Source organism: Lentzea sp. NPDC092896 (genome assembly GCF_044754905.1).
Taxonomy (GTDB): Bacteria; Actinomycetota; Actinomycetes; order Mycobacteriales; family Pseudonocardiaceae; genus Lentzea.
The window spans coordinates 563,159-586,108 of sequence record NZ_JBIVPX010000004.1; the positions used below are offsets into that span (position 1 = coordinate 563,159).

At 68.3% G+C, this 22,950-nt stretch carries 20 protein-coding genes; 14 read left to right on the plus strand and 6 right to left on the minus strand.

The features are described 5' to 3' along the window. The first annotated feature begins 58 nt into the window (after positions 1 to 58). On the plus strand, positions 59 to 976 hold the full coding sequence (locus tag ACIQF0_RS23585; protein ID WP_401032554.1) for a LysR family transcriptional regulator: 918 nt from the start codon (positions 59 to 61) through the stop codon (positions 974 to 976). Between the two features lie 16 nt (positions 977 to 992). Here the strand turns inward: ACIQF0_RS23585 and ACIQF0_RS23590 are convergent, their stop codons facing one another. Genes ACIQF0_RS23590 through ACIQF0_RS23600 form a run of 3 tightly spaced genes read right to left on the minus strand, consistent with a single transcriptional unit; the run spans position 993 to position 4,492 of the window. After that, positions 993 to 1,478 (minus strand): DUF664 domain-containing protein, encoded by a 486-nt coding sequence (locus ACIQF0_RS23590; protein ID WP_401032556.1) that lies wholly within the window; start codon positions 1,476 to 1,478, stop codon positions 993 to 995. An 18-nt stretch (positions 1,479 to 1,496) separates the two neighbouring features. Next, positions 1,497 to 2,876, minus strand: a complete 1,380-nt coding sequence (locus ACIQF0_RS23595) for an ArnT family glycosyltransferase (RefSeq protein WP_401032558.1) — start codon at positions 2,874 to 2,876, stop codon at positions 1,497 to 1,499. Positions 2,877 to 2,905: 29 nt separating this feature from the next. After that, the gene (locus tag ACIQF0_RS23600; RefSeq protein ID WP_401032560.1) at positions 2,906 to 4,492 is read right to left on the minus strand and encodes a thiamine pyrophosphate-binding protein; all 1,587 of its coding nucleotides are present in this window, start codon (positions 4,490 to 4,492) and stop codon (positions 2,906 to 2,908) included. A gap of 484 nt (positions 4,493 to 4,976) precedes the next feature. On the opposite strand from ACIQF0_RS23600, the gene ACIQF0_RS23605 reads away from it, so the two are divergent. The 4 genes from ACIQF0_RS23605 (at position 4,977) to ACIQF0_RS23620 (ending at position 7,612) form a co-directional block, all read left to right on the plus strand. Then, on the plus strand, positions 4,977 to 5,333 hold the full coding sequence (locus tag ACIQF0_RS23605; protein WP_401032827.1) for a PLDc N-terminal domain-containing protein: 357 nt from the start codon (positions 4,977 to 4,979) through the stop codon (positions 5,331 to 5,333). Positions 5,334 to 5,389: 56 nt separating this feature from the next. Beyond that, positions 5,390 to 5,932 carry a hypothetical protein gene (locus tag ACIQF0_RS23610; protein WP_401032561.1) on the plus strand — a complete coding sequence of 181 codons (543 nt, stop codon included), beginning with the start codon at positions 5,390 to 5,392 and terminating at the stop codon, positions 5,930 to 5,932. Positions 5,933 to 6,136: 204 nt separating this feature from the next. Next, a complete protein-coding gene (locus ACIQF0_RS23615; protein WP_401032563.1) occupies positions 6,137 to 6,958 on the plus strand; it encodes a hypothetical protein in 822 nt (273 codons plus the stop codon). A gap of 42 nt (positions 6,959 to 7,000) precedes the next feature. Beyond that, on the plus strand, positions 7,001 to 7,612 hold the full coding sequence (locus ACIQF0_RS23620; protein WP_093596918.1) for an ANTAR domain-containing response regulator: 612 nt from the start codon (positions 7,001 to 7,003) through the stop codon (positions 7,610 to 7,612). Here the strand turns inward: ACIQF0_RS23620 and ACIQF0_RS23625 are convergent, their stop codons facing one another. Next, on the minus strand, positions 7,613 to 9,244 hold the full coding sequence (locus ACIQF0_RS23625; RefSeq protein WP_401032565.1) for a hypothetical protein: 1,632 nt from the start codon (positions 9,242 to 9,244) through the stop codon (positions 7,613 to 7,615). It abuts the gene before it with no gap. A gap of 225 nt (positions 9,245 to 9,469) precedes the next feature. On the opposite strand from ACIQF0_RS23625, the gene ACIQF0_RS23630 reads away from it, so the two are divergent. The 5 genes from ACIQF0_RS23630 (at position 9,470) to ACIQF0_RS23650 (ending at position 14,928) form a co-directional block, all read left to right on the plus strand. Beyond that, complete coding sequence (locus tag ACIQF0_RS23630) at positions 9,470 to 10,696, plus strand: branched-chain amino acid ABC transporter substrate-binding protein (RefSeq protein ID WP_360041195.1); 1,227 nt, start codon at positions 9,470 to 9,472, stop codon at positions 10,694 to 10,696. A gap of 77 nt (positions 10,697 to 10,773) precedes the next feature. Continuing rightward, on the plus strand, positions 10,774 to 11,688 hold the full coding sequence (locus ACIQF0_RS23635; RefSeq protein WP_360041192.1) for a branched-chain amino acid ABC transporter permease: 915 nt from the start codon (positions 10,774 to 10,776) through the stop codon (positions 11,686 to 11,688). Then, complete coding sequence (locus tag ACIQF0_RS23640; RefSeq protein WP_401032568.1) at positions 11,685 to 13,397, plus strand: branched-chain amino acid ABC transporter permease; 1,713 nt, start codon at positions 11,685 to 11,687, stop codon at positions 13,395 to 13,397. The genes ACIQF0_RS23635 and ACIQF0_RS23640 overlap by 4 nt, the downstream gene beginning before the upstream one ends. After that, complete coding sequence (locus tag ACIQF0_RS23645) at positions 13,394 to 14,215, plus strand: ABC transporter ATP-binding protein (protein WP_360041186.1); 822 nt, start codon at positions 13,394 to 13,396, stop codon at positions 14,213 to 14,215. Before ACIQF0_RS23640 ends, ACIQF0_RS23645 begins: the two co-directional genes overlap by 4 nt. Continuing rightward, entirely contained in the window at positions 14,212 to 14,928 is a 717-nt protein-coding gene (locus ACIQF0_RS23650) for an ABC transporter ATP-binding protein (RefSeq protein WP_360041183.1), read from the plus strand. The genes ACIQF0_RS23645 and ACIQF0_RS23650 overlap by 4 nt, the downstream gene beginning before the upstream one ends. Positions 14,929 to 15,382: 454 nt before the next feature. Here the strand turns inward: ACIQF0_RS23650 and ACIQF0_RS23655 are convergent, their stop codons facing one another. After that, the gene (locus ACIQF0_RS23655) at positions 15,383 to 16,555 is read right to left on the minus strand and encodes a lipase family protein (protein WP_401032571.1); all 1,173 of its coding nucleotides are present in this window, start codon (positions 16,553 to 16,555) and stop codon (positions 15,383 to 15,385) included. A 77-nt stretch (positions 16,556 to 16,632) separates the two neighbouring features. Beyond that, positions 16,633 to 16,992: a hotdog fold thioesterase gene (locus ACIQF0_RS23660; protein ID WP_360041733.1), complete on the minus strand. Its 360-nt coding sequence runs from the start codon at positions 16,990 to 16,992 to the stop codon at positions 16,633 to 16,635. Between ACIQF0_RS23660 and polA the strand changes: the two genes are divergently transcribed. The 4 genes from polA to ACIQF0_RS23680 all read left to right on the plus strand — a co-directional run bounded on the left by polA (position 16,985) and on the right by ACIQF0_RS23680 (position 22,938). Further along, complete coding sequence (gene polA, locus ACIQF0_RS23665) at positions 16,985 to 19,771, plus strand: DNA polymerase I (protein ID WP_401032573.1); 2,787 nt, start codon at positions 16,985 to 16,987, stop codon at positions 19,769 to 19,771. The genes ACIQF0_RS23660 and polA overlap by 8 nt on opposite strands. Positions 19,772 to 19,943: 172 nt before the next feature. After that, the gene (locus ACIQF0_RS23670) at positions 19,944 to 21,101 is read left to right on the plus strand and encodes a glycosyltransferase (protein WP_401032575.1); all 1,158 of its coding nucleotides are present in this window, start codon (positions 19,944 to 19,946) and stop codon (positions 21,099 to 21,101) included. Positions 21,102 to 21,142: 41 nt separating this feature from the next. After that, entirely contained in the window at positions 21,143 to 21,772 is a 630-nt protein-coding gene (locus ACIQF0_RS23675) for a SecDF P1 head subdomain-containing protein (RefSeq protein WP_401032577.1), read from the plus strand. After that, positions 21,769 to 22,938: a DUF2716 domain-containing protein gene (locus ACIQF0_RS23680; protein WP_401032579.1), complete on the plus strand. Its 1,170-nt coding sequence runs from the start codon at positions 21,769 to 21,771 to the stop codon at positions 22,936 to 22,938. Before ACIQF0_RS23675 ends, ACIQF0_RS23680 begins: the two co-directional genes overlap by 4 nt. Positions 22,939 to 22,950: the final 12 nt, after the last annotated feature.

The following is a 22,950-nucleotide window of genomic DNA, read 5'->3' on the forward strand; positions in this document are numbered from 1 at the left end:
CTGAATCCGCCAGAGGTTGCAGGATGAGACCTCGCGACGTCGAGCGTAAGCTGTGCTGGTGCTCAATCCGGTTCATCTGCGCACGCTCGTCGAGGTCGTGAAGACGGGTTCCTTCGCGGAGGCCGCGCGCAGTCTCGGTTATACGTCGTCGGCCGTGTCCCAGCAGATCTCGGCGTTCGAGCGGGCGGTCGGCGTGACGCTCTTCGAACGCGAGGCGCATTCGATCAGGCCTGCCAGCACCGCGCTGCTGATCGCGGACCGCGGCGGTGAGCTGCTCGCCGCGTTCGACGGGTTCGAGCACGAGGTGAAGGCGATGGTGCAGGGCCTGCGCGGGCGCCTGCGGATCGGCACGTTCCCCACGGCGAGTTCGCGGGTGATGCCGAAGGTGCTGGCGAGACTGCAGGCGGATCTGCCGGGAGCCGAGCTCCGCCTCGACGAGGCGGAACCGGACGACGTGCTGCCGCTCGTGCTGGCCGGTGAGCTCGACCTCGCGCTGGTGTACGTGTACGACCTCGTGCCGCGAACATGGCCGGAAGAGCTGACCGTGCTGCCGTTGCTGGACGAATCCCTCCTGGTGATGGTTCCGGCGGACCACCCGGCCGCGAAGAACAACGTCAGACTCGAAGATCTCAAGGACGAACGCTGGATCGCCTCGCGCGACGGAACCTCCGGCGCGATCTGTCTCACGCGCCTCTGCGCTGCGGCGGGGTTCGGGCCGAAGATCGCTTTCCGGAGCAACGACTACGAGGTCGTGCAGTCGCTCGTGGCGGCCGGCGTCGGCGTCGCGCTCGTGCCCGCGCTCGGCTACCGGGAGCTGGCAGGTACGCACGTGATGCCGTTGCGCCACAAGCCTGTGCGCAGGCATGTGCACGTGGTGCACCGCACCGCGAACACCAACCCGCTGCTGCGTGACGCGGTGACTGCGCTGCGGGAGGTTTGCCAGAACACCGTGGGCGGCTACACGAGTCAGCCCTGATGAAGAGAACGTCCAGCTATTCGCCGGTCTGCCCGTCCGCGAGTTCGCGGAGCAGATCCAGATGGCCCACGTGGCGCGCGGTTTCCTGCGCCACGTGGGCCAGGATCCACCGCACGGTGCGCGCGCCGTCCGCTGCCGTCGCACCGGGGTCCAGCTTCTTGAGTGCCTCGGCGTTCACCCATTCCTGTTGGTAGGTCCGGATGAGCGACGCCGGGGTGTCGTCGTCCTCGAGGTTCCAGGACGGGTCGGGGCTGCCCTTCCACAGCGATGGCAGGTCGAGGCCCGCGCCTGCGATGCACAGCCAGTACCGCTCGACGGCGGTGAGGTGCTTGAGCACGCCGAGCGCCGTCAGCTTCGGGGACGTCCGGATCGGCGCCGCCGCGGCCTGGTCGCGGGTCAGGCCCTCGACCTTCAGCACGGCTGTCTTGCGGAGGAAGTCCAGGAACTCCCAGGCGAGCACACCTTCGTCGGTGGCGAGGTTCTCGGGCCAGGTTCGGGTCACCTGGGCGAGTTTGTCAGCTCAGTAGTAGCGGCGGAGCTTCGGCCAGAAGGTGTCCCATGGTTCGCTTGGGGCCGTGCACAGCTTTATCTCCGTGCCGTCTTCTTCGTTCTCCACGGGGTTGTGGTGCTGGGCGACGACCTTGCAGTCGTCGAACGGCGGCCGGCTGAAGCCGACCAGCAGGACCTTGGTGCTGGTGGGCCGCGGTGGTCCCCAGTCGTAGAAGGACATGTGGCCGGAATAGGTGTGGATCTCGGTGTAGGCCTCGATCGCGCCGGCCTGGCCGTAGTTGCCGGTGATGACGACGGGGCGGTCGTTCTCGAGCCACGCGTCCTGGACGGTCAGGGCCAGTTCGCGCCAGCCGACCTGTTCGCCCTGCTCGGGGTTGATGGCGATGACCGGGCCCAGCGCGCTGGGCGGCAGGATCGGCAGCGAGCCCACCACCGCGGGGATGACGCTCAGGGCCACCAGGACGCTGCCGATCGCCTTGCGGCGCAACAGCCATTCCTGTGCTTGGCGTGCGCCCGCCGCGACCAGCACCAGCAGCAACGGGACCGCGTAGTAGGGCTTGCCGCCGGTGATGAGACACAGTGCGCACAGGATCGGGTAGGCAAGTGCGATCGAGCGGAAGGTCCTGTCGCGCCACAGGTTTCGGAAGCCGACGAGCCACACCGGGACCAGGAGCGGTGACAGCATCAGCAGTTGCATCGGGACGAACATGATCCGGTTCTCGGTGCCGTCGTCCTCGCTGATGCCGCGGGCGACGGTGAGCAGCGGGAAGTCGTGCAGCGCCTGCCAGATCACGACGGGAGCGGCGATCACCGCGCACGCGGCCACGCCGGCGGCGAGCCACCAGGTGCGCAGGACGGTACGCGGGCCGACGGCGAGCAGTGCGATCGCCAGGGCTGCCAACAACAAGAGCAGCAACCACTTGTTGGCCAGGCCCACACCGGCGGTCGCGCCCAGGGCGAGCCACCAGCGGCCGTCGCCGGTTTTCAGGAGTTTGATCGCGAAGTAGCCGATGAGCGTCCAGACCAGCAGGTCGACGGTGGCGGTGGAGAGCATGTGGCTCACGGCCAGGACGAACGTCGACGTCGCCGAGGCGGCGGCCGCGAACGTGGAGCCGCCGCCGAGTTCTTTTGCCATCAGGGCGACCACGACCGTGATGGCCAACGCCAGGAGGGTCGAGGCCACGCGGAGGCCGACAGGGGTCTCGCCGAACGCCGCTGTCGACAGGCGGGCGAGGATCGGGGTGATCGGGGGCTGGTCGACGTAGCCCCAGGCGGGGTGTTTTCCTGCCGCGACGAAGTAGAGCTCGTCGCGGTGGAAGCCGTAGCGGCCCGACAACGCGGTCAGCACCACTGCCTGCACGGCGAGCACGATCCCCAGACCACGTCCCATGAACGGGAAGGTACCCAGGAGATACCTGATCAGGTGGCGTTTTTGCGGTACCAGCGCGGGGAGGTGGTGATCGGCGGCTCGAGGCTCGCGTTGACCACGATCATGGACGGGCCGGAGGCCTCGTCCAGGGCGGACTTCAGGTCGTCGAAGCCGTTCAGGGTGACCGCGGGGATGCCGAAGCTCTCGGCGAGCTTGGCGAAGTCCGGACGGGTCAGGTCGACGCCGCTGATGGTGTGGTTCGCGATCTGCTGGTCGTAGCGGAGCATGCCGTAGCCGCCGTCGTCCACGAGCACGATGGTGAGCGGCAGGCCTTCCTGTTTGAGGGTGGCGAGGTCGCCGCACGCGAAGAGGAAGCCGCCGTCGCCGACCACCGCGATCGTGCGGTGGTCGACCGCCGCGCCGATGGCCGCCGGGAAACCGAAGCCGAGCGTGCCCCAGCCGACCGGGTAGGCGAGGCCGCGGGGCTTCGTGACGTGGTGGAAGCCGCCGATCCAGTAGCCGGGGATGCACATGTCGGCGACGATCGTGGCGTCGGTGCCTTCCAGTGCTCGCAACAGTTTCACGGCTTCGGGGGAGTCGGCTTCGGCCAGTGCGCGCACTTCGGCGTTGACCGCTTCGACGTCGACGGTGGCTTGCTTGGCGGTCACGCTGGCCACCAGTGCGGCGGTGACGGTGGCCGCGTCGCCTTCGATCGTGACGTCCGCCGGGTAGTTCTTGCCGGCCTCCGCCTTGTCGATGTTGACGGCCAGCAGGGCGGGTGGCTTCGGCTGCAACCAGTTCTGGGTCATCATGCCGTCGAAGTCGGTGCCGATCGCGATCACGAGGTCGGCGTCGTCCCACAGCTTTCCGACGGGCGGTGCGTGCACCGGACCTCGTACGACGTGAGGGCCGTCCGTCAGGCCGCGGGCGCCGTACGTCGTGATGATCGGTGCCTGGAGCTTGGCGGCCAACGCGCCGATCGCGGGTCCGGCGCCGGACCGTGCCGCACCGCCACCAGCCCAGATCAGAGGCCTCTCGGAACCGGCGATGAGCTTCTCGGCCTCGGTGAGGTCGGCTGCCTCGTGAGAGGGCGCGACCTTCGTGACGGTGTGGTGCGGGACCTCGGCGGACAGGAAGTCCGTGGGGACACCCAGGTAAACCGGGCCGTGCGGGCTTTGGGTGGCCTGCTGGACGGCTTTGTCGGTGTACGCGGCGATCTGGTGTGCGGAAGGCACGTCGAACGACGCCTTGGTGACCGGTGTGAACATGGCCTTCTGGTCACGCGTCTCGTGCAGCACGCCGCGATGGACGCCGGGCCGCCGGAGCGTCGACGGGATGTCCGTCGCGATCACCAGCACCGGGCTGCCCGACGCCCACGCCTCGCCGGTGGCGCCCAGGGTGTTCGCCGCGCCGGGGCCGGTGGTCACGACCGCCACGCCGAGCTTGCCCGTGGTGCGTGCGTAGCCGTCTGCCGCGTAGACCGCCGTCTGTTCGTGGCGCACGCCGATCATGCGGATGCCGGGGTGCTTCCCCAGCGCCTCCCAGATGGCGAGGTTGTGGACACCGGGCAGGCCGAACACCACTTCGACGTCGTGCGCGGCCAGGACGGTCAGCAAGCTCTCGGCACCCTTGGGCATGCGCTCGACGCTAAGGCTCGCTTACCGCTCGGACAACGGGTGCGCAGCAGGTCTGGTGCTCAGGGTCAGGCGCGGGACGGCTCGAAGGCGGGTTCCGTCACGTTGTCCAGTCCACCTGGGACAGTGTGAACGTTCCGGCCCGCGAAACCTCGTTCGAATCGTGCGAAACGCAATTCGGGCCGGTGCGGCCGGGCATCGAATTCGGCGTCGCCACCGCGTCTTTTCGTCCTGCGGGAGGAATTGGTTGCGCGGGTCGGCAGACAGCGGCGGTGGACCTGACGGCCGAACGGGACGTGCTGCGCCCGAGGTTCCGTCTGGTACGGCTCGTCCGCCGCCGGGCGGCATTTCCGTCCTCCGTGCGGCTTTTGTTTCGAAGGATTCACGGCTTCGTGAATTGGTCCCAAGATGATTGACGTGTGAACTGTGTTCAGGGAGTGGCCCCTTGTGTCAATATGTGCGGCGACCGCACGACCTGGGGGTGGAGATGCTGTACTTCGGTGGGCTGTTCGGAGTGCTGATGACAGGACTGACGATCTTCGCTGTCGTGGACGTCATCACGACCGACGAGGGCTCGGTTCGCAATCTGCCGAAGATGATGTGGCTTCTTCTGGTCCTGCTGTTCCCGTTGGTGGGGTCGATCGCGTGGCTTGTCGCTGGCCGTCCGGTGGTGGGGACCGGACGCGCGCGTTTCGCGGCCTACGAGCGCGGTGCTCCTGCTTTTCCCGAGTACGACCGGCCGGGACGGTTCGCGGCCACCGATGCTGACGACGATCAGGAGTTCCTGCGCCGCTGCCGTGAGCGCGCGGAGGAACAACGACGCAAGGGACGCGAGAACCAGTGAGGATTGTCCTGCTGTTCTTGGTTGTTCTGCTCGCCGGTTGCGGCGGAAACGCGCAAATGGCGGCACAACCCCCCACAACACAAACGTCCACTTCGGACAAGCTGGCGCCGGCCGATTTCCAGGCGCGCTGGTGGACCTGGGCCTCCCAACCCTCGAACAGCAACCCGGTGTCCGACACCTCCGGGCGCTACTGCATGCGTGACCAGCCCGTCGAGGTCTGGCTGCTCGCCGGCTCGCTCGGTGAGGGCCCGGTCGAGCGGCAGTGCCGCGTCCCCGCCTCCAAACCGCTGCTCGCGCCCGTCGTGAACCTCGCGACCGATGTCGCGGGCTGCGAGACGTTCATGAAGAACGCGCAGGGCGAGGTGCTCATGGACGGCTCGACGCAGGCGCTGACGAGGGTGTCCGCCACGCCGTTCACCTACGAGGCGCGCGCGGGCAATCCGTACGGCACGTCGGCGGGCCGGATCAACTCGGTCGGCTGCGGTCTGTACGCGTGGATCGCTCCTCCCGCCTCCGGTGAGCACGAGCTGGTGATCCGCGGCTCCGCGAACAACAAGGAAGTCGACGTGAAGTACAAGCTGATCGTGGGCGCCGACTAGCGCGGAAAACCAGGTGCGCCGGTCCGGTAACGTGGTTCGTGGCGTCCGAGCAGACGTGAGGCTGGAGCCGCTCCCCGGCAGTGAGCGGCACTCTCCGCCGCAGTGTTCAGCAACTCCTGCTCACCGAAGCGAACTGACCACGTAGACGCGTGACACATGCGTCCTTGTCGGCCGAGCCGGGCGGCGGAAACGAGGACTGCTGTCATGGCACGTCTGTCCACCACGGACCAGCTCGCCGATCTGCGGCGCACCTACACGGGCGAGAACCTGTCCCAGGCGGTCCCGGCCGTCCGCGACGGGGATTCGGTGCTGCCGCAAGCCTCCACCGAGGCCCAGCGCCGGCTCGAAGCCAAGGTGCTGGTCGCCGGGTGCGCCGCCGCGAGCATGCTCCAGCTGATGCCGCCCGCGAGCATCATCAGGCCCGCCCACGCGTTCCGGACCGTGGAACCGGGGGAGCCCCTGAAGCTGCACCTGAGCGACAGGGCTCTCGGCCCGCTCCTGTTCGAACTGCTCCCGCGCACCGAGGGCGGGTTCGGCATGGGCGTCGCCGGTCTCGAGCACCGGCAGTACCGGCGGTCGGCCGAGCTGACCACGGGAGACGCCGGCGTCGTGCTGGCCGGGGTCGACGAGCAGGCGTGGGAACTCGGCATGCGTTACGTGCGCTGGATGCACGAGCACCGCGGTGTCGAGTACACCGACGGTGGCGGCAACGACGACGAGATCGCCGAAGCGGCCACTGGGAGCGCTCTCCTGCGCCGGGTACACCTGTGGCATGACGCGAGCTGGTTGCGAGCACTCCCCATGGGCGGGGCCTGGTTCGTCGAGTGGGCGGGTGGCCCGTCCGAGGACGAGATCAGGCAGAAGCTCGGCCACCCGGACTTCGGGACCACCCGCGAGATCACGCCGCGCCGCATCGACGCGCCGTCCGAGGACGTCGAGGAAGGACTGCGGACCTATCCGTGGCCTGAGGAGTTCGTGTCTGCCGTCACGGCTGGTGAGCCTGATCAGCGACCGGACCGCCGGTAGACTGCGCTTTCGCCCGCAGGAACGATCGTCAGGAGGACCCCGGTGACCCAGCAGGCTGCCGAGGCCCAAGCCGAAGCCACGCGCAAGGCCCCTCGCGTGCTCGTCGCCGAAGACGAGGCGCTGATCCGTCTCGACCTCGTCGAGATGCTGCGCGAAGAGGGTTACGACGTGGCGGGCGAGGCCGCAGATGGTGAAGAGGCCATCAAGCTCGCGACCGAGCTCAATCCCGACCTGGTCATCCTGGACGTCAAGATGCCCAAGGTCGACGGGATCGAGGCGGCGCAGCACATCGCCGGCAACAGGATCGCGCCGGTCGTGATCCTCACCGCGTTCAGCCAGCGCGACCTGGTCGAGCGCGCCCGCGACGCGGGTGCGATGGCCTACCTGGTCAAGCCGTTCGCCAAGCGGGACCTCGTGCCCGCGATCGAGCTGGCGATGAGCCGGTTCAACGAACTGGCCGCGCTGGAGCAGGAAGTCGCCGGGCTCACCGAGCGCCTGGAGACCCGCAAGGTCGTGGAACGGGCCAAGGGCATTCTCATGACCAAACAGGGTCTGAGCGAGCCGGAGGCGTTCAGGTGGGTGCAGCGCACCGCCATGGACCGCCGCACGACGATGAAGGCCGTCGCAGAGGCCGTCATCGAGAACTTCGGCTGATCAGCTTCGGCGCAGTTCCAGCCACACGGAGTCCGTCTGCCGTCCCGGATCCTCGGGACGCAGGCGGACTTCGACGTTGTGGCTGCCTTTCAGCGAGATCTGCAGCTCGTGCCGGCCACCTACGCCGCCGGGCATCGGCACGGTCGCCGCGAGAGAGGTGTCGACGTACACCTCGAAGCCCGCTATCGGCGCCACTGACCGCGCGTGGGCGGCGTCGAGGGTGATCACCAGGGCCGCGTCGTTCGGGCCCTTAGAGGTGATCTCAGCCGTCATCACGGGCAAAACGGGCGCTGGCTCGTCCGGGGCGTTCTCCAGCTTCACCGGAGACCGGCCGGGCACCTCGAGGTAGCTCTCCAGCACCTGGGCCTGCGACGCGCCGGGCATCCGCAGCACGAACGGCGTCAGAGCGTCCGGCCCGTCCGCGCCGAGCAGTTCGGCGGGCACGTCCCCGACCAGCGTCAACTCGCTGTCCTCCGCCGCGGACCAGCCGTTCACCGCCGGCCGCAGCGGCACCTTCGCCGACCCGAGCTGCGCGACCAGGCCGTTCGGGTCGCCGCCGTCGCCGAGCCGGACCGTTGCCCGCAACCGCGCCGAAGCGACCCCACGCAACGGTGCGCGCGCCACGCCGATGCCCGGTGCCTCTTCTTCGGGTTCGAGCACGCGCAGAGTCCCCGCCACGAGCGGTGTCTCGATCACCTCGTCCACGGGGCCACGCGAGCCGGAGATGCCGATCGCGTCGATTTCCACGCGTCCCGGATAGCTGACCGGAGGCGTCACGCCGATCAGCACGCTTGCCTGACGCCACTGCGGCACCACTGATGAAGCCGCGATCTCGGTGCCGTCCTGGAGGACCCGCACGCCGTTATCTGTCAGCACTACTTCGAATCGATGCAGAACGCCCGCACCGCGCGTTCCGGGGGCCACGGAGTCGTCCACCACCACCCGAACCGCATCAGCAGGAGGTATGGGTCCGAGTCGATCAGGCGTTCCGGGCGCCAGATCGACCACGAGTTTTCCGCGCGGTCCTGCCGCGTCCGTCACGACGACCACGCGGCCGAGTTCCGGCGACTCCTGCAGCAGCAGCGGCGTCCGTGCGCGCAGCACGGCCGTGTCGTTTCCACACGGCATGTCGATCACGAGGCGGCCGCCGGAGCCCGAACTGGGGTTCACGCACCCGCGCCGGCCGCTCAGGTGGTAGCGGCGATCGAGGAACGTGTCGTCGAAGTCGTCCAGCCAGCCGCTGACCGCCCGCCGCCAGTTGTCGTCCCTCGGGCGCTCCTCGGCCCTGACCGGCGAAGATCGTTGGCCGAAGGCGTCCACCGCGCGCACGTCCGGCTGTCCGGAGCCCGCGATCTCGGGCGACGCGACGAGTTTTCCGAAGGCCTCGTACCCGGCCGCGCCCGGCACAGGTGCCCATTGGACCCGTCCGTCGCTGCTCCATACGGAGGACGGCGGGCCGGGCCGGGGTGGCGTCTCCGAAACCCTGACGAAATCCGCTGTGTACTTAGTTAAGCGAACGGCCTCTGAACTGGGCTTCTTCAGGGCATCATCGGACTCACGCAGAACCAGCACCGCCGCGACGATGATCGCGACGATGCCCACCGCGGTGATCACTCGACGACGCGGAGTCATACGTCCACGTTATGGCAGCCGTCCAAAGAGTGAACGAAGGTTACCGTCTGTGACATTGCTTAAGTGAAACATAACGCCGCGTTGCGTTATGGTCACGAGCCCATTGGCTTTGATGACTGCGGTCACAGTCATCGCCTAGGTTCCGGCCATCCCTCAGGAGAGGGTGATGGAGCGGTGCGCGGAGATCTCGCGTAGCCGGGAGCAGGGATATAGGAGGGACATCACGTGCGTAAGCACTCTGTGAAGTCCGCAGCGATCGTCGGCGCCTCGCTGCTTGTTCTTGCAGCCTGTGGCTCGAACAAGACCGAGGGCGGCGGCACCACCGGGGGCAGCTGCGACACGTCGAAGGGCACTCTGACCGTCGGTGTTGTCGCCCCGTTGTCCGGGAACCTGTCCGCTCTCGGCGTCGGCATCAAGCAGTCCGCCGAGCTCGCCGTGGACGAGGCGAACAAGAAGTGCACGGTCAAGGGCTACAAGCTGACCGTGTCCGCCCAGGACGACGAGGCCAACCCCGCCAAGGGTGCCCAGGCCGCCACGAAGCTGTCGACCGACCCGAACGTTGTCGGTGTCGTCGGCACGCTGAACTCGTCTGTGGCCCAGACCGTGCAGCCGATCCTGCGGGACAAGAAGATCCCCCAGGTGTCGCCCGCCAACACGAACCCGTCGCTGACCAGGGGTAACGACTTCCTGACGGCCCCGAAGCGGCAGTTCGACAACTACTTCCGCGTCTGCACCACCGACGACCTGCAGGGCCCGTACGCGGCCAACTACCTCGTCGAGAAGGCCGGCAAGAAGAAGATCGCCATCATCACCGACGGCAAGACCTACGGTGAGGGCCTGGCGGCCGAGCTGTCGAAGCAGGTCACCAAGAAGGGTGGCACGATCGTCGGCTCCGAGAAGGTCGGCGAGAAGGACACCGACTTCTCCGGCGTCATCGCCAAGATCAAGGCCCTCGGCCCGGAGGCCGTCTACTACGGCGGTGAGTACCCGGTCGCCGGCCCGCTGTCCAAGCAGATGAAGGACAACGGTCTCGACGTTCCGCTGATGGGCGGCGACGGCATCTTCGACGGCAAGTACATCGAGCTCGGCGGCAAGGAGGGCGACCTCGCCACCTCCGTCGGTGCCCCGACCGAGTCCCTGGCCACGGCCAAGGCCTTCGTCGACGCGTACAAGGCGAAGTTCGGCAAGGAGGACTACGCCGCCTACGGTGCGTTCTCCTACGACGCCGCGAACGCGATCATCGGTGCCCTGGCCAAGACCGTCGACGGCGCTGCCTGGGACGAGTCGAAGCGTGACGCCATGCTGACCAACGTCGGTGCCTACGCCGGTTCCGGTGCCACTGGTGAGGTCAAGTTCGACCAGTACGGCGACAGCACGAACAAGGTGCTGACCGTCTACCAGGTCACCTCGGCCAAGTGGAAGGACGTTCAGACCGGCACCTACACCGGCTGACGACTACCTAATTACTGATTGAAGCCACGGCGGGGGCGGGCGTTGTTTGCTCGCCCCCGTTGTTTACGGAGGTAGTCGTGTCAGTCCTGCTTCAACAGCTGGCCAACGGGGTCATTCAGGGTGCGTTGATCGCCCTGATCGCCCTGGGGTACACGATGGTGTACGGCATCATCCAGCTGATCAACTTCGCCCACGGCGAGGTTTTCATGGTGGCCTCGTACGGAGGCCTCGCCACGTTCACGCTTCTTCCTGACGACCTCAAGAAGTCGCCCGCCGTGGCACTGCCGCTCATGTTCGTCGGCGGCATCGTGGTGGCGGTCCTCGTCGCCGTGATCATGGAACGGTTCGCCTACCGGCCGCTGCGCAACGCGCCCCGGCTGGCACCGCTCATCACAGCGCTCGGCGTGTCCGTGTTCCTGCAGGAGGCCGTGCGCGTCTTCTACCCGAACGCGAAGTCCAACCTGCCGTACCCGAAGGTCTTCCCCGAGGGCAACCTGAAGCTCGGCCCGGTCCTCATCTCCTGGACCGGCGTCCTGCTCGTCGTGCTCTCCGTCGGTCTCGCGGTCATCCTGCAGACCTACATCAACCGCTCGCGCATGGGCCGCGCGATGCGTGCGACCGCGCAGGACCCCGACACCGCGAAGCTCATGGGCGTCAACCCCGACCGCGTGATCGTGCTGACGTTCATCATCGGCGCCGTGCTCGCCGGTGTCGCCGGCATCATGTTCGGCGGCTACCTCAACAACATCAACATCGACATGGGCTTCCAGAACGGCATCTTCGCCTTCACGGCGGCCGTCCTGGGCGGCGTCGGCAGTATCCGCGGCGCGGTCATCGGCGCGTTCATCATCGGTCTGATCAAGACCATCGCCGGTCAGTACATGCCGGGCGGTACCCAGTACGACTACGTGTGGATCTTCGTCGTGCTGATCCTCGTGCTCGTCTTCCGCCCGCAGGGTCTGTTCGGCGAGCCGGAAAGGGTGCGCGCATGAGTACGGTCGACACTTCTGCGAAGCGTTCCGCGCTCGCACCGCTCGGCAAGCCGTTCGCGGCCGCCGGTGGCGTTCTCGGCATCGTCGCGGCGCTCCTGCCCTGGGTCACGTTCACCCTCAACGACGGCAACTGGCCGGACAAGTCGACGCTGCAGTTCTTCGACGCGCCGTTCCTCGTCACCGGGTTCCGCTGGCACGTCCTGGTGCTGGGCGTCCTCGTCCTGGCCGCGGCGTTCGCACCGGTCCCGTCCAAGGGCCGGGTCGTCCGGGCTCTCGGCTGGGGCCTCACCATCGTGTCGTTCGTCAACGCCGCGTACATCACGGTCAAGGGCGGTGGCCTCGGTGCCATCACGGCCCTCGACGGTGCCAGCGCGTTCGGTGGCGTCGTCGGCCTGGTCGCCGGCGTGCTGACGATCCTCGCGGGCTACGGCATCGGCATCGGCCCGGTCGGCGAGTGGAAGTTCAAGGTCTCCACCCCGGTCGCGTACCTGGTGCTGCTGGTGTCGTTCGGCGCGGTGCTCTACGCCGTCGCCGCGATGCTGACCACCGGTGGCGTCGGTTCCGCCAACCCGTACGCGGGCGCGATCTTCCTGTCGTTCCTCGGGTTCGCCGGCGGTCTGCTCGGCGCGCTGAGCGGCGTCGGGTTCGTGCGCTGGCTCTCGGCACTGTCCGAGCAGCACCGCGTGTTCAGCGTGATCGTGCTGGCGGCGTGCGCGCTGCTGCTGCCGTTCACCGAGGCGGGCAACGAGTACTGGATGACGGTCGCGGCGAACATCGGCATCTACGCCGCCACCGCGATCGGCCTGAACATCGTCGTCGGTCTCGCGGGTCTGCTCGACCTCGGGTACGTGGCGTTCATGGGCATCGGTGCCCTCGTGGCGGCGAACTTCTCCGGTGCCGCGACCGCGCACTTCGGCATCACGCTGCCGTTCCCGGTCGCCGCGGTCATCGCGGCCGTCGTGGCCGGCATCTTCGGCGCCATCGTCGGTTCGCCGACGCTGCGGGTCCGCGGTGACTACCTCGCGATCGTGACGCTGGCGTTCGGTGAGATCTTCACCCGCTCCGCGCAGAACGACATCGGTGGCATCACCAACGGCTCCAACGCGATTCCCGGTGTTCCGGCGCTGTCGCTGTTCGGCGCGGAGTTCAACAAGTCGATCTCGATCGGCGCCGTGAAGCTCCCCGCAGGTGTCCTCTACTACGTCCTCATCGTGCTGCTCGTCGCGGCGACGATGGCGGTGTTCGCGAACCTCAAGTTCAGCCGCATCGGCCGTGCCTGGATCGCGATCCGCGAGGACGAGGACGCCGCCCGCGCGATGGGCATCCGCACCGGCAAGATGAAGATCCTCGCGTTCCTCATCGGTGCCATGCTCGCGGGTCTCGCGGGCGCGGTGTTCGCGCACAAGAACGGCACCGTGTCCTACGAGTCGTTCAAGTTCCTCGAGTCGGTCACGCTGCTCGCGGCGGTCATCCTCGGCGGCATGGGCTCGATCCCGGGTGCCGTTCTCGGCGCCGCGCTGCTGTTCGTGCTGCCCGAGAAGCTCCGCGACTTCGAGGACTACCGCCTCATGATCTTCGGCCTCGCGCTGATCCTGATCATGCGGTTCCGGCCGGTCGGCCTGATCCCCGATGCGCACAGGCGCGCTGAGATGATCGAGCGCGCTGATGAGAACGCCGAAGAGGCGCATGTGGAGGCGAAGAAGGCATGAGCACGCCTGTACTGGAAGCGCGTGACGTCTCGATGGTCTTCGGTGGCCTCAAGGCGTTGAAGGGCGTCACTCTGACGCTCGAAGAAGGCAAGATCGTCGGCCTGATCGGTCCGAACGGCGCGGGGAAGACCACGTTCTTCAACTGCCTGACGGGTCTGTACACGCCGACCACGGGTGAGGTGCTGCTCAAGGGCAACGTCCTGCCCGGCGACCCGGCGAAGGTGACGGACGCGGGCGTGGCCCGCACGTTCCAGAACATCCGCCTGTTCCCCAGCATGACCGTGCTGGAGAACGTCATGGTCGGCCGCCACGTGCGGATGAAGCAGGGCCCGCTGGCCTCGCTGTTCCACGGCCCCGCCTACCAGCGCGGTGAGAAGGCGGCACGCGAGCGTTCGCGGGAGCTGCTCGCGTTCGTCGGCCTGAACAACCTGGACGACGAGCTCTCGCGCAACCTCCCGTACGGCGACCAGCGCCGTCTGGAGATCGCGCGCGCGTTGGCGACGGACCCGGCGGTGCTGCTGCTGGACGAGCCCACCGCGGGTATGAACCCGCAGGAGACGGAAGCGACGCAGCAGCTGATCTTCCGCATCCGCGAGACGGGTGTGTCCGTCGTGGTCATCGAGCACGACATCAAGTTCATCTTCGGGCTGTGCGACTCGGTTTCCGTGCTCGTGCAGGGCGAACTGCTCGTCGAGGGCAGCCCCGAGGTCGTGCGGGCGGACCCGCGGGTCGTCGAGGCCTACCTCGGCAAGCCGCCGGAGGAAGTCGCGCACGAAGTCGAGGCCGCCGCTGCTTCTGCTGAGGAGGAGCAGGCATGACCGCGCTGCTCGAAGTCCGCAACCTCTCGGTCGCCTACGGCGCCATCGAGGCCGTCCGCGACATCTCGTTCACCGTCGAGGCCGGCCAGATCGTGTCGCTGATCGGCTCGAACGGTGCGGGCAAGACCACGACCCTGCGCACCATCTCGGGTCTGCTGCGTCCGGCGTCCGGCGAGATCCTGTTCCAGGGCAAGCCGATCCACAACGACCCGGCGCACGCGATCCTCGGTGAGGGCATCGCGCACTGCCCCGAGGGCCGCCGGCTCTTCCCGCGGATGACCGTGGAGGAGAACCTGCAGCTCGGCGCCTACGTCCGCAAGGACGACGGCGTCGACGCCGACATGCAGCGCGTGTACGACCTCTTCCCCGTGCTGGGGGAGCGCCGGCACAACAAGGCCGGGCTCTTCTCCGGTGGTGAGCAGCAGATGCTGGCCATCGGCCGCGCCATGATGTCGAAGCCCCGCCTGCTGATGCTCGACGAGCCCTCGATGGGTCTCTCGCCGATCATGACGCAGAAGATCTTCGACACCATCAAGGAGCTCCAGTCGCTCGGCACCACCATCCTTCTGGTGGAGCAGAACGCCCTGGCGGCGCTGGCGTTGTCGGACCACGGCTACGTGATCGACCTCGGCAGGACCACTTTGGACGGTCCGGGGCACTCGCTCCTGGCCGACCAGCGGGTGCGCGACGCGTACCTGGGTGAGGCTCACTGAGGTTTCGGTTGTGAGAGCGGGGCGGAGGACTTGTCCTCCGCCCCGCTTTCGTTTGCCCGCCTGGAGGTTTGGCGGGTGGGAACGCGGCAGTGGGTGGGATTGCAGGTTTTGGGGCGCGGCCGCGGGGTGGACCGCTGTGAGTGGAGCGGAGCCACGTGCAGCTCCCGGCTTGTGCGTGGCTCCGCCAAGTCCAGAGCCGGACTGACGGCAGGCCGCCGAGTGCGGAGCCGGGCAGACGGCGGGGCGCCGAGTGCGGTGCCGAGCTGGCGACGGCCGCCGAGTGCCGAACCGGCAGACGGCGGGCCGAAGGGGGAGGGCGGGCTGTGTTCCGTTCTCTCCCTTCGGTTGTCAGCTGACGGAATCGGGGTTGAGTCGCGGCTCCGGCGCGGGCGGGCTGCGGGCGGCGCGGAGGTTGGCCTCCGCCCCGCCCTCTGTGCTCCGGCCGGCGCGGCGGTCAGCCGCGGTCGAAGTCGGCCAGGATTCGGGGCAGGGCCAGCTTGGCGGCCTTGCCGTGGTTCACGTCCGCGCCCAGGTCGATGAGCGTGCTGCGGGCGTGGTGCTGTTTGAGGCGCTGGTCGCAGTAGGCGGAGGTTTCGAGCAGGGTGTCGCGGTCGCCCGCGGAGGAGTAGATCGTCACCGGGACCGCGGGGCGCCAGTCGCAGTAGCTGTCCGACTCGCGCAGTTTCGCGCGCAGGACGCCGGTCGGGTGCTGGACGCGGTCGAAGTAGGAGTCGGTCAGCAGTTCCCGCATGGTCGCGGGGAGGTGCGGGAAGATGTCCTCGTTGCGGTGCTCGCCGTCGAAGAGCGCCTCGATCGACGGGTCGCGGAACGCCTCCGACGGGTCGGAGTAGAGGTGGTGGAGGCGGTTCCACGCCACCGTCCAGTACGCCATGTACGCGACGCCGTTGGAGATCTCGTCGTTCGTCGCCTTGGCCACCAGCAGGCTCGGCTTGAAGGGGCCGCCGATCGGGGCCAGGGCACCCACCTTCAGGCGGGGGTCGGCTCCTCGCTGCAGAGCCTGGCCCAGCGCCATGGCGGCGTGGCCGCCCTGCGAGTGGCCCGTGATCATGACGCGCGGGTCCGGGCGCAGGCCCTTCGACGTGGCGTGCTCGCGGGCCGCGCGCAAGGCGTCGATCGACGCGGTGACCGTGGACGGGGCGTCCACGTACGGGTGGTAGCCCGGGCCGGTGCCCAGGCCCAGGTAGTCCGGGGCCGTGGTCAGGTAGCCGGCGGAGGCGAAGAGCAGGGCCGCGGCCCTGTCGTTGCCGTCCGCCACCGAGGCGACCGAGCCCCGGTAGCCGGTGGTGCCGTGCAGCCAGGTGGCCTGGCGTGGCGTTCGGTTCCCGTTGCGCGGTAAGGCGATCAGTGCGCTCGCCGTCGTCGGTTTCCCGAAGGCGTCGATGGTGCGGTAGGTGATTCGCTTCGCGTCCACCGCGAAGCGGACGCGCGAGGCGTCCAGGCCGTGGTCCCCCAGGTATGTGACCAGCTGGTTGGTGTCCATCGTGGACACCGGGACGACGTCGAGGAGCTCGCCGCGGGCCGTCCTGGCCGACGCGGTGGCCGGGACCGAGGCCGCGACCAGCGCGCCGCACAGGACCGCCGCTGTGAGTCGAGTCGTGAAGGTCATGGCTCCACGATGTCGGGATGATCTTGGTCGCACACTGGGGCAAGCCGCAGAACGAGGGTGTGGTTCACCCCAGTACGTCAGGCGCCAGGGGGCTTCGGGCGGATGATGCACGTGAGGCGGGCGGTGCAGGTGCGCTTGCCGTCCTCGTCGGTCACGACGATCTCGTACGTCGCCGTGCTGCGGCCGAGGTGGATGGGACGTGCCACGCCGGTGACGACGCCGTCACGCGCCGCCCGGTGATGGGTGCAGGACAGCTCGAGCCCGACGGCGATGCTGTCGAACTCGGAGGCGTGGATCGCGGAACCGAGAGAGCCCAGCTGCTCGGCGAGCACCGCGTTCGCGCCGCCGTGCATCAGGCCGAACGGCTGGCGGTTGCCCTTGACCGGCATCGTGCCGATCATCTCCTGAACATCCCATTGGGTGATTTCGATGCCCATCCTGACGTGCAACTGCTCGTCGGCGAACTCGATAGGCAGGTCGGGGGTCACGCGGGCTCCAAGGGCTCAAGCGAAACTGTCAGACCCCCACCCTAGACTCGGGCTCGTGACTCACTCAGACGTGAAGCGGCTCCTGCTCATCGACGGTCACTCGATGGCCTACCGAGCGTTCTACGCCCTGCCCGCCGAGAACTTCGTGACGAAGACGGGCCAGGTCACGAACGCCGTGTACGGGTTCACGTCCATGTTGATCAACATCTTGCGGGACGAGAAGCCCACGCACGTCGCGGTGGCGTTCGACGTGTCGCGCAAGACCTTCCGCTCCGAGCAGTACCCCGAGTACAAGGCCGGGCGCACCAAGACGCCGGACGAGTTCCGCAGCCAGGTCTCCCTGATCAAGGACGTGCTGGCCACGCTGGCCATCCCGACCATGGAGAAGGAGAACTACGAGGCGGACGACATCATCGCGACGCTGACCACGCAGGCCGTGGCGCAGGGCGTCGAGGTGGAGATCGTCACCGGCGACCGCGACGCGTTCCAGCTGGTCAACGACCAGGTCACGGTGCTGTACCCGGTCAAGGGCGTCTCGGAGATGGGCCGCTTCACCCCGGCGTACGTCGAGGAGAAGCACGGCGTGCGCCCGGAGCAGTACGCGGACTACGCGGCGGTGCGCGGCGACTCCTCGGACAACCTGCCGAACACCCCTGGCGTCGGCCCGAAGACGATCATCAAGCTGCTCAACCAGTTCGGCGGGCTCAACGAGCTCGTCGACCGCATCGACGAGGTGCCCGGCAAGGTCGGCGAGGCGCTGCGCGGCAACCTGGCGAACATCATCATGAACCGCCAGCTCACCGAGCTGATCAAGGACGTCGAGCTGCCGTACGCGATCGACGGGCTCGAGGTGCAGCAGTGGGACCGCGACGCCGTGCACCGGCTGTTCGACGAGCTGGAGTTCCGCGTCCTGCGCGACCGTCTGTTCCAGACGCTCACCACCGCGGAGCCCGAGGCCGAGGAGGGCTTCGAGGTCTCCGGCGGCGCCATCCCCGCGGGCACGCTCAAGAAGTGGCTCGACGCGAACGCCCGCAAGACGCGGGTCGGCGTCGCGCTGCGCATCACGACCGACCTGGAGGGCGTCGCGCTGTGCACCGCCACCGGCGAGGGCGGGTACGTCGACGTCACGGAGCTCAACGAGGCCGACGAGCAGGCGCTCGCCGCGTGGCTGGCCGACGAGGAGGTGTCCAAGGCGGGCCACGACCTGAAGCTGCCGTTGCGCCGCGTGCGCGCCCGCGGCTGGAAGCTGCGCGGCCTGTCCTCCGACACGGCGCTGGCCGCCTACCTGGTGCGTCCCGGCCAGCGGTCGTTCGCCCTGGACGACCTGGCGCTGCGCTACCTCAAGCGCGAGCTGCGGGCCGAGGAGTCCGGCGACGGTCAGCTGTCGCTGCTCTCCGACGAGTCAGAGGAAGCGCAGAAGGTCGCCACCAGCACGATCCTGCGCGCGCGTGCCGTCGCCGAGCTCGCCGACCGCCTCGACGAGGAACTGGTCACCATCGGCGGCACCGACCTGCTCGCGAACCTCGAACTGCCGCTGATGAACGTGCTCGACGAGGTCGAGGCCGTCGGCATCGCGATCGACGTCGACCACCTCTCGGAGCTCGAGGCGCACTTCGCGGCCGGCGTGAAGCAGGCGGCGCAGGACGCGTACTCGGTGATCGGCAAGGAGATCAACCTCGGCAGCCCGAAGCAGCTGCAGGCGGTCCTCTTCGACGAGCTCAACATGCCGAAGACGAAGAAGACCAAGACCGGCTACACCACGGACGCGGACGCGCTGCAGAACCTGTTCGAGCAGACCGAGCACCCGTTCCTGCAGCACCTGCTGTCGCACCGCGACGTCACGCGGCTGAAGTCCACCGTGGACGGCCTGCTGAAGTCGGTGGCCGACGACGGCCGCATCCACACGACGTTCCACCAGACGATCGCCGCGACGGGCCGGCTGTCCTCGACGGACCCGAACCTGCAGAACATCCCGATCCGCACGGACGAGGGCCGCCGCATCCGGCAGGCGTTCGTCGTCGGCGAGGGCTACGCGGAGCTGATGACCGCGGACTACAGCCAGATCGAGATGCGGATCATGGCCACGCTGTCCGGCGACGAGGGCCTGATCGCGGCGTTCAACTCTGGCGAGGACCTGCACACCTACGTGGCCTCGCAGGCGTTCTCGATCCCGACCGCCGAGGTGACGGGCGAGATGCGCCGCCGCATCAAGGCGATGTCGTACGGCCTCGCGTACGGCCTGTCGGTGTTCGGTCTGTCGCAGCAGCTGCGCATCCCGACCGAAGAGGCCCGCGAGCAGATGGAGGCGTACTTCGCCCGCTTCGGCGGCGTGCGCGACTACCTCAACGAGATCGTGAAGAAGGCCGGCAAGGACGGCTACACCGAGACCGTTCTCGGCCGCCGCCGCTACCTGCCGGACCTCACGTCGGACAACCGCCAGCGCCGCGAGATGGCCGAACGCATGGCCCTCAACGCGCCGATCCAGGGCAGCGCCGCGGACATCATCAAGGTGGCCATGCTCGGCGTCTACCGTGCGCTGGAGTCGTCCGACCTGCGTTCCCGGATGCTCCTGCAGGTCCACGACGAACTGGTGCTGGAGGTCGCCGAGGGCGAGCGCGAGGCCGTCGAGGCCCTCGTGCGCGACCAGATGGGCAACGCCTACCAGCTGCTGGTGCCGCTGGAGGTCTCGGTCGGCGTGGGTCGCTCCTGGGACGACGCGGCCCACTAAGGGCCCGCAACGCGAATCAGCCCGTCCGAGCCGAGTGCTCGGGCGGGCTGTGTTGTGCAAAGCCGAGAATCCTTTCCCCCATTGGAACTTATAACGCACCGGGGGACTTGCCGCAAGACCCGGGGTCGCCCGCACAATTCGTGGCCTGACCAGGGGATTGAGGGGTTTCACGATGCGATTTCTGGTGTCCACGATCGGGTCGCGAGGAGAGGCGCAGCCGGTCACCGCACTGGCCGTGCGACTCAGGGAACTGGGTAATGACGTCGAGGTCGTGGCGCCGCCCGACTTCGAGGAACTCGTCACCGGCAATGGCCTGGACTTCACGCCGGTCGGCCCGAACCTGCGCAACGCCACCGCCATCAAGACCACACCGGCCGAGCTGCGCAGACTGGCCGAGGAGTCGGTCAGGGAACAGTTCCGCGTCGTCACCCAGGCGGCCGACCAGGCGGACGTGCTGGTGGCGGGTGGCGCGTTGCAGCACGCGACCCGTTCCGTGGCGGAAAGCATCGGCGCGCATTACGTGTACGCGAGCTTCTGCGCGAACACGCTGCCGTCGCCGCAGCACGCGCCACCGGCGATGCTGGGCCGCGTTCCAGTGAACGGAACTCCCGAGGAAAACCTCGCGCAATGGGACCAGCAACGCCATTACTTCACGTTCTCGCGCGACACCCTCAACGCCGAACGTGCCAAGCTCGGCCTCGACCCGATCGACGACGTCCGCGACCACATCTTCGGCGACGCCCCGTGGCTCGCCGCGGATCCGGTGCTCGGTCCGTGGCCAGGTCCCGGCGACCTCGTCCAGACCGGCGCGTGGCTGACCGACGACCAACGCCCGCTCAGCCAGGAGCTCGAAGCGTTCCTGGACGACGGCGAACCGCCGGTCTACTTCGGTCTGGGCAGCATGCGCGGCGCCCCGGACGCGGCCCAAGCCGCCGTCGAAGCCGCCCGCGAACTCGGCAAACGCGTTGTCCTGCAACGCGGCTGGGCAGACCTGAAGCTCACCGACGACGCCCCCGACTGCATCGCGATCGGCGAGGTGAACCAGCAGGCGCTGTTCCGTCGCACGGCCGCGATCGTGCACCACGGCGGCGCAGGCACCACCACGACTGCCGCGGCGGCGGGCAGGCCGCAGATCGTGCTGCCGCACATGTACGACCAGTACTACTGGGGCAGCCAGGTCGAACGGCTGAACATCGGCCGCTCGGCCACAGCCGTGACGGCAGAGGTTCTGGCCGAGGCACTCCAGCTCTCCGACCAGGCCGCGAAAGTCGCCCCGCAGGTGCGCACGGACGGTGCGAGAGTCGCGGCAGAACGGCTGATGGCGCTCTGATTCGCCTGATGCGGACGGTGGCCGCGTGGTAAGTCAACGGCATGAAGATCCTTGCCGTGGTGCTGCTCCTCGCCGTCACCGCCTGCACGGCCACCGAGCCGGGCACCCCGGCCAAGCAGCCGTGGCTGGAGGGAAAGCTGACCTTCCGCAAGGTGGAGAGCGTGACGCCCACGACCAAGCCCTCGTCCGGCTACCCGGTGCCGCAGCACGAGGCGGGGGATCCGGCCGTCCGGACGGCGCGGACGACCCGGCAGAGCACGGACGCCACCGTCCGCGAGCAGGCACTCGGCCTGCTCGACTGCGCCGCCCCGGACCCGCTGGTCGGCAACGACGACCCGGCCGCCCCGCTGGTGACCTGCGACGCGGGTGAGTCCAAGTACGACCTCGCCCCGGTCGCGCTCGACGGCGACCGCGTCGCGAAGGCCACGAGCAGCTTCGACCAGAACGGCGGCGGCTTCGTGGTGACCGTCGAGTTCGACGCCGAGGGTGCCAGGACCTGGGGCGACTTCACGACCGCCAACGTCGGCAACCAGGTCGCGATCCTGATCAACGGACGGGTGCTGAGCGCGCCGAGCATCCAGTCGCCGATCACCGGTGGCGCCACGCAGATCTCCGGCAAGTTCACCAGGGACGAGGCCGAGCAGCTCGCACAGCAGCTGGTGCGTCGATGATCCAGGAGTACGACGAGCGCAGACTCGGCAGAACACCGCTCGGCGCCGTGAGAGAGCAGGAGGGCGCACTCGTCCGCCTGCACCACGGCACGCATGTGACGATCGAGCACGCAGGCGCCATCACGGACGATCTGCGGTCGCTGGTCGAACGTCAGCAAAGCGTTGCGGCGGAACGAAAAGAGCCCGTCGAGTGGCGGATCCACCGGCACCTCGCCTCTCACGGGCTCGCCGACCAGCTGGCCCAGTCTGGATTCTCCGAGGACGAGCCCACCTACGTCATGATCGCCGCACGCGACCGTGCGCTGGCGACGGACCAGTTGCCGGACAACGTGCACTGCCTCATCGACGATGCCGAGATCGAGGAGGTGCTGCTCGCGACAGCGGCTGCGCAGAGGGTCTGGCAGGACGAGGACGGGGTGGTCACCTGGTACGTGCTGCGCCGCGGCCAGGAGCTGACCGGTGTGCTGTGGTGGCACGCCGTTGTCAGCGACAAGTTCATCGAGTTCGGCATGACCGGCGCGTACGAGGAGTTCGGGCCGTTGCTGCAGGCCGTCGCGCCGCGATGGCCGTTCCACGAGCGGCATCTGCTCGTCGCGGGGAACCGCGAGGTTCGTGATCTCGCGGCCCGGCAAGGATTTCGCGGGCTGACCTCGATCCGAACGTTCCGCTGGACGCCTGAGGGGAAGCACGTCATGGCGCCACCCATCAGGCCGGGTGGGGTCGAGTGCAGCGACCTGGTGAAGCGATTCACGCGACGGTTCGAGTTCAACGCGAGCATGCACCACTTTCCCGGCATCACTGAACCCGAGGACTCCGTCACCTGGTCGAACGTCCTCGACGCGGCCGAAGACGTCGCACCCGCGATCCGGCGTGCGCTCAAAGCCTGCGTCAAGCCCGGTGAACTGATCTTCTTCGCCGACCCGTACCACCTGGGCAGCGCGGCCGACCTGCATCGGGTGGACGGGCCTGGCCAGCCGCGATGGCACGCGTCCCCGATCGCCGACGGCGACTACGCCATCCTCGCGCCGTACGACCTGAGGTTCGGCACGTTCGGGCATCCGTGGGAGGACTCGCTGTGCGTCTGGGGCGAAGAGCTCCTCGCTGAGGTGAGCGACGAACTGGACGCGCTGATGCCCCGTCTGCGCACCGGCGGCAAGAAGAAGTGAACCGGCCCAACT